6 protein-coding genes are annotated in these 5,139 nt (G+C 65.4%); 3 read left to right on the top strand and 3 right to left on the bottom strand.

Features of this window, described 5'->3' with window-relative positions:
- The coding region (locus ACIBAF_RS49060; protein ID WP_399473336.1) for a CocE/NonD family hydrolase at positions 1–454 on the top strand (454 nt) is incomplete at its 5' end.
- A 129-nt stretch (positions 455–583) separates the two neighbouring features.
- On the opposite strand, the gene ACIBAF_RS49055 is transcribed toward ACIBAF_RS49060, so the two are convergent.
- Complete coding sequence (locus ACIBAF_RS49055) at positions 584–1,342, bottom strand: hypothetical protein (protein WP_399473334.1); 759 nt, start codon at positions 1,340–1,342, stop codon at positions 584–586.
- 59 nt (positions 1,343–1,401) lie between these two features.
- The gene (locus ACIBAF_RS49050; protein ID WP_399473331.1) at positions 1,402–2,037 is read right to left on the bottom strand and encodes a TetR/AcrR family transcriptional regulator; all 636 of its coding nucleotides are present in this window, start codon (positions 2,035–2,037) and stop codon (positions 1,402–1,404) included.
- 414 nt (positions 2,038–2,451) lie between these two features.
- Here ACIBAF_RS49050 and ACIBAF_RS49045 point away from each other — a divergent pair, with 414 nt between their 5' ends.
- Positions 2,452–3,516 (top strand): AI-2E family transporter, encoded by a 1,065-nt coding sequence (locus tag ACIBAF_RS49045; RefSeq protein ID WP_399473329.1) that lies wholly within the window; start codon positions 2,452–2,454, stop codon positions 3,514–3,516.
- Positions 3,517–3,640: 124 nt separating this feature from the next.
- Here ACIBAF_RS49045 and ACIBAF_RS49040 read toward each other — a convergent pair whose 3' ends face one another.
- A complete protein-coding gene (locus ACIBAF_RS49040) occupies positions 3,641–4,051 on the bottom strand; it encodes a winged helix-turn-helix domain-containing protein (RefSeq protein ID WP_399473327.1) in 411 nt (136 codons plus the stop codon).
- On the opposite strand from ACIBAF_RS49040, the gene ACIBAF_RS49035 reads away from it, so the two are divergent.
- Positions 3,938–5,059 carry an AMP-binding protein gene (locus ACIBAF_RS49035; RefSeq protein ID WP_399473338.1) on the top strand — a complete coding sequence of 374 codons (1,122 nt, stop codon included), beginning with the start codon at positions 3,938–3,940 and terminating at the stop codon, positions 5,057–5,059. The two genes, ACIBAF_RS49040 and ACIBAF_RS49035, sit on opposite strands and share 114 nt — an antisense overlap.
- Positions 5,060–5,139: the final 80 nt, after the last annotated feature.

The raw sequence follows: 5,139 nt of genomic DNA, 5'->3' as shown, positions 1-5,139 counted from the left end.
AACAGGCGACGGCCGAACCAACGAATCTGAACACCCATCAACCCCTGCTGACCAGCTGATCAGCACATCCCGCATGACGGGGGAACCTCACGGTGAGGTCAGTGCCGATATCTGGTTCCGCTCCAGCCTGCCGTATGCGGATGTGTTCGTCCGGCTCTGTGACGTCGACCCGGCCGGACGCGCATGGAACGTCTGTGACGGACTGGTCAGTCTCACCGACGCCGATGAGACGCAGTGTGCCACGGTGCAGCTCTGGCCGACCGCCTACCGCTTCAAGCGTGGCCACCGCATCCGTGTCCAGGTCTCCAGCGGGGCCTTCCCTCGCTACGCGCGCAACCCTGGCACCGGAGTGCCGCGTGCCACGGCCACCGTGCTCCTGGCAGCAGACCAGACCGTCCACCACGACCGGGAACACCCGTCCGCAATCATCCTGCCCACCCGGACCCAGAACTGACCATCTGAGAGAGCCGAGACACGCACCTGGCAGACCGAGCGTCTGCCCGGTCTGCCAGGTATACAGGCCATTTACGTGGCACTCGCCGCCCGAGACCGGCGCCGGCCCAAGCCGCGGCTCTTATCTATGTCAGCATGTGAGGAAACAAAGGATTGACGGTACCGCGGCGCCGTCGACCTTCCTACCAGAGTTGTGTTTTTCCCACTTAGGGTCAACTCTGCTTGTTCTCAAGCGACTTGGACTGCTTGCATCGACTTCGCAAGGATGCGGGGCGCGCCCCCGGGTGGCTTCTTCCACCAGCCGACGACGCATGTTTTGGCCGGTCGGTTCACGAAGGCGAATCTCTCGTCGGATGAAAGAGCTCGGCATGTTCACGATCGCTGTGGGAAACAGGCGAAGCATTTCGTGTCGTGCTTCCTTCGTTCTTATTCCGATGGCCATCGCGACGGTGATGGCAACGGCCGGAGCCGCGGTCGCGGCGCCTTCTGCCGCTACGCCGTCTTCAGCATGGGGGGAGTCGGTAACCTCGGCGAGTCCAAGGTGACCTCCACCAAGCTCGGATACCTCGACGGTGATGGTCACGCTCATGCGCTGGACGTCGACGGCCAGCGGGTCGAGAACGGCATGGCGGTGCAGGGCAACGCCGTCTTTGTGAACACCAGTCCGGCCGGAGAGAGCGACCACGCGGACGCCCAGGGCTATTTCTACGCGCTGACCGCCGGCACCGGAGACTCGCCCGAGATCCTTCGGCGGCAGACCTACGACGCCGGGGACGGTAGTAAGCCCCCCAACTTCTCCAGGGGGTCGGGGACTTCGCCCACTCTGCTCGGCGACCAGTACGTCGCCATCACGGACAACGCCGACGACCAGGTCAATGCCCAGGTGCACCGGCAGGAGCCTGCCAGTGCCGGCGAATCGCAGCGGGTGTGCAGTGTCCGGGTGACTGCTCAGCGGATGGCGGGACTGTGGAGCGGCGGGTGGGGCGCAAGGATGGGGAGGCCGTCGCGTACTTGTGCCAGGCCGTCACGAACCAGGTCGGTCAGCGCGCGGTCGGTCTGGCCCTTGGCCCAGATTTCGACGGAGGTTCGGAGCACGGCTGCCAGGACAGAGGCCAGCAGACGGGGGGCCATGTCGCGCTCGGCATCCGTGCCGGTTCGCTCCGCGATGAGCTCTGCGAGCTGCAGGTTGACCCGTTCGTACGTCACGAGGTGCTGGGCCCGCATCCCCGGGTTGTCGCCAACGACGCGCATCAGGACCGCGATGTCGTCGCGCTCGCCGATGAACGAGTCGACGAAGGACGGGAGGATCTGGGTCAGCGAGTCCCACAAAGGCTCGTCCGAAGGCCTGGCTTGCATGGCGTCGATGAGAGAAGTGCCCTGCCGCACGAGTCCGGCGAGGATCGCTTCTTCACGGCTGACGAAGTAGTTGCGGAACGTCCGCGGCGAGACGTCCGCCGCCTCGGCGATGGCCTCCGGGGTCGCGGCGTCCAACCCCTGCTCGACCATCAATGTCCACGCAGCGTGGCTCAAAGCCGCACGTGTGGCCAGCTTCTTTCGTTCCCGCAGACTCACCTCGACCGTCATGGTGGTAACTATCCTGGTTCTTTTCCGAGTCTGCAAGATTTCCAAGTTGGCAAGATTGCGGCGAGGCTCTACGCTGAGGCACGCCGAATCGTTGGCGCGGGCTTGTTCCTGCAAGGACGACTTTCGAGGCACTCCATCGCCGCCCCGGCAATCCGGCCTGCGGGCGATCCAGGACGTGAAGCCAGCCCCCGTTCGATTCTTCGGAATCACCCGGTACTTGACCAGGCTGCTCCAGCCCGCGCCTCGTCTCGCCGGTCCGGCTCAAGGTCACGAATCCATAGTTGAGTAACGGCCGCTGCCGGCGGTGCGTGAGCGGAGCGGGAGCAGATGAGAAGTCGTACGGAAGATCCTCGCAGTGCTGGCCCGGACCGAGCAGGCTTCGCCCAAGGCCTTCTGCCGGAGCCGGCTCGCCGCATGGCCGCCTGGAGTGTGCTGGTGCTCCTGCTGAGCGGGATAGTCTCCCTGGTCGTTTGGATCTGCATCACATTTGAGGCCGTCGTCACGCCGATCCTGCTCGCGCTGCTCGGTGCGGCACTGCTCGGTCCCCTCTATCGGCGGCTGGTCGCGATGCGATTGAACAAGTCCCTTGCCGCCGGGCTGACCTGCGCCGTGGTGTTCGTTGTCATGGGCGGGGCCGTGTACATCGTGGTCACTGCCCTGATCGACACCGGGGACCAGATCATCTCGTCGCTGCGGGGCGCGGCGCAGTCGCTGGGTGAGAGATTCGAGGTGGCCGGGACCTCTCTGGACGACCTGGTGGCGAACGCGAAAAACCTGCTGAGCGACTTCAGCGGCACTGCGCTCTCCGGCGTGATAAGCGGCGTCAGCGTGGTCACCGAGATGATTACGGCGGGTGTTCTCGCGATCCTGCTGCTGTTCTTCTTTCTCCGAGATTCCGACAAGGCCGTCGCCTCGCTGCACGCGCTCGCTCCCCGAGGTTCGGGACTGACGTTGGAGGCGATGGCTCGTCGAGCCTTTCAGGCGATCGAGGGCTTCATGCGAGGCACCACGATCGTGGCCTTCATCGACGCCGGCTTCACCGGTGTCGGTCTGCTGATCCTCCAGGTGCCGAACGCCCTCGGACTTGCGGCGCTGGTTTTCATCGGGGCGTACATCCCCTACCTCGGAGCCCTCCTGTCGGGTTCGGTCGCGGTGCTCGTCGCGTTCGCGGACGGAGGTCTCGGCACCGCTGCGTGGGTTCTGGGAATCGTTCTTGCCGTACAACTCATCGAGGGAAATGTGCTGCAGCCCATGATCCAGAGTCGCACGGTGCACATGCACCCGGCTGTTGTGCTGGTGACGCTCACGGCCGGCGCCTCGGTTGCCGGGATTCTCGGCATGCTCCTCGCCGTACCGCTGACCGCTGCTGCGTTCGGGGTGCTCTCGGAGTTGCGGGTGCGATTCGAGGCAGAGGGGAAGGCGTCCCGCGTGGCAGAAGAGGCGGGCGGCGAGGATGGCCTGCCCGCAGAGCTGGTGTGAATCAGCCATCTGTTCTGGGCGGTTCGCCGATTAGGCCGGATGTCACGTCGGCACGGTATGAGAGGGTGCCTTCGGCGAGTGCCCGTTACAACTCGAGCTATCTGCATGATGAGGTGACGGACCATCAGCTCGGCAAGACATGTCTGCACGACAACGGAGGTGTCGGAGCCTCGCAAGGGCAATCGGGCTGGGTTCCGACCGTGGTGCGGAAGCCGACACCACGTACGCACTCTATGCGCAGGGCCCCGCCGAACTTGCTGCGCAAGGCGGCTACATGCACGTCAAGCGTCCTGGTCGAGCCGAACCAGTTGCTGTCCCAGACGGCCGCCATGATCGCCTCCCGGGGGATCAGGACCCCCAGCTGATCTGTGAGGAACTCCAGCAGGGCGAACTCCTTCGGACGCAGTGCGACTTGGGCTTCATCCAGGAAGACGCGCCGGGAGCGCCGGTTGACGACCACCCGTCCGCAGACGTGGAGTTCCGCAGCTGTACCGGTCGTGAAGATGCGCGGCTTCCTGCGGTGGACCGCCCTCATCCGAGCCACGAGCTCGCGCACAAAAAGCTGGGAGTACCGGCACGGGCCATTGCCGCGTTCATGGCCTACATGTGCTACGGCCTTCATCTCCTCGACGGTGACGTCCTCTGGAACGCCGCCGACCCAGGGTGGGCATACGGACTGTACTTCGGTGTGGTCGGTCTCCTCGCGACAGGGCAGCCCAACGTGCTGCTTTCCAGCGGGTTCTCGGCGGAACTCACGGCACGAGTCATCAGCTCGGTCGGCGTCACCAACTTCGCGGCAGCGCCGACCGTCTACCGGGCGCTCAAGCGGCAGGGAGTGGTTCTGGCGGACGGTCATCGCCTGCGGGTCGCGTCGTCGGCCGGCGAGCCGCTGACCCCCGATGACACCTCGTGGGCTCCGGATGCTCTCGGGACGGAGGTCCGGGATCCTTTCGGCCAGACCGAGCAGGGCATGGTGATTGCCAACGCCTGGGAGCCGCGGCTGCTGCGCGAGGTGCGTCCGGGCTCGATGGGACAAGCCCTGCCGGGATTCGTGGCCGGCACGGCGGGCGAGGCGATCACGATCTCGGCCGACAGGAGCCCACTGATGTGGTTCACCGGATACGTGAACGCACCCGAGCGCACACGGGAACGCTTCGTGGCCGACGGCAGCTGGTATCTCACCGGAGACGTGGGACGCGAGGAAGACGGCCACTTCTTCTTCGCGTCCCGCGACGACGACGTCATCCTCGCCGCGGGCTACCGCATCGGCCCCTTCGACATCGAAAGCATCCTCACCACGGATCCCGCTGTGGCCGAGGCAGCCGTCGTCGGGCGCCCCGATGAGATCCGCGGCGAAGCCGTCGAGGCGTTCATCGTGCTCCATCCGGGCGAAGACGGCGGCCTGCCACTGTTTGAGCGGCTCAAGACGTTGGTGCGCAGCCAGTACGGGGCCCACGCGTACCCGCGCAGAGTGCACGTTGTCGAGCGCCTTCCGAAGACGCCGAGTGGCAAGATCCAACGCTTCGTCCTCAGTGGACGTTAAGTCCGATCTTCCCCGGTTCGTGATCGCTCGATCGTGGGACTGATACTCGTCCGGGGCGACTGCTCGTCATGCCCATGCTG

This window comes from Streptomyces sp. NPDC051677 (assembly GCF_044453465.1).
In the GTDB taxonomy this organism is placed as follows: Bacteria; Actinomycetota; Actinomycetes; order Streptomycetales; family Streptomycetaceae; genus Streptomyces.
Note: the sequence above shows the minus strand (reverse complement) of the source record. Positions and strands in the feature narration are given on the sequence as shown.

Bases quoted from the DNA above. Each gene is read 5' to 3' on its own strand.
- ACIBAF_RS49050 (WP_399473331.1), bottom strand. From the start codon at position 2,037: ATGACGGTCGAGGTGAGTCTGCGGGAACGAAAGAAGCTGGCCACACGT.
- ACIBAF_RS49040 (WP_399473327.1), bottom strand. From the start codon at position 4,051: ATGAGGGCGGTCCACCGCAGGAAGCCGCGCATCTTCACGACCGGTACA.
- ACIBAF_RS49045 (WP_399473329.1), top strand. From the start codon at position 2,452: ATGGCCGCCTGGAGTGTGCTGGTGCTCCTGCTGAGCGGGATAGTCTCC.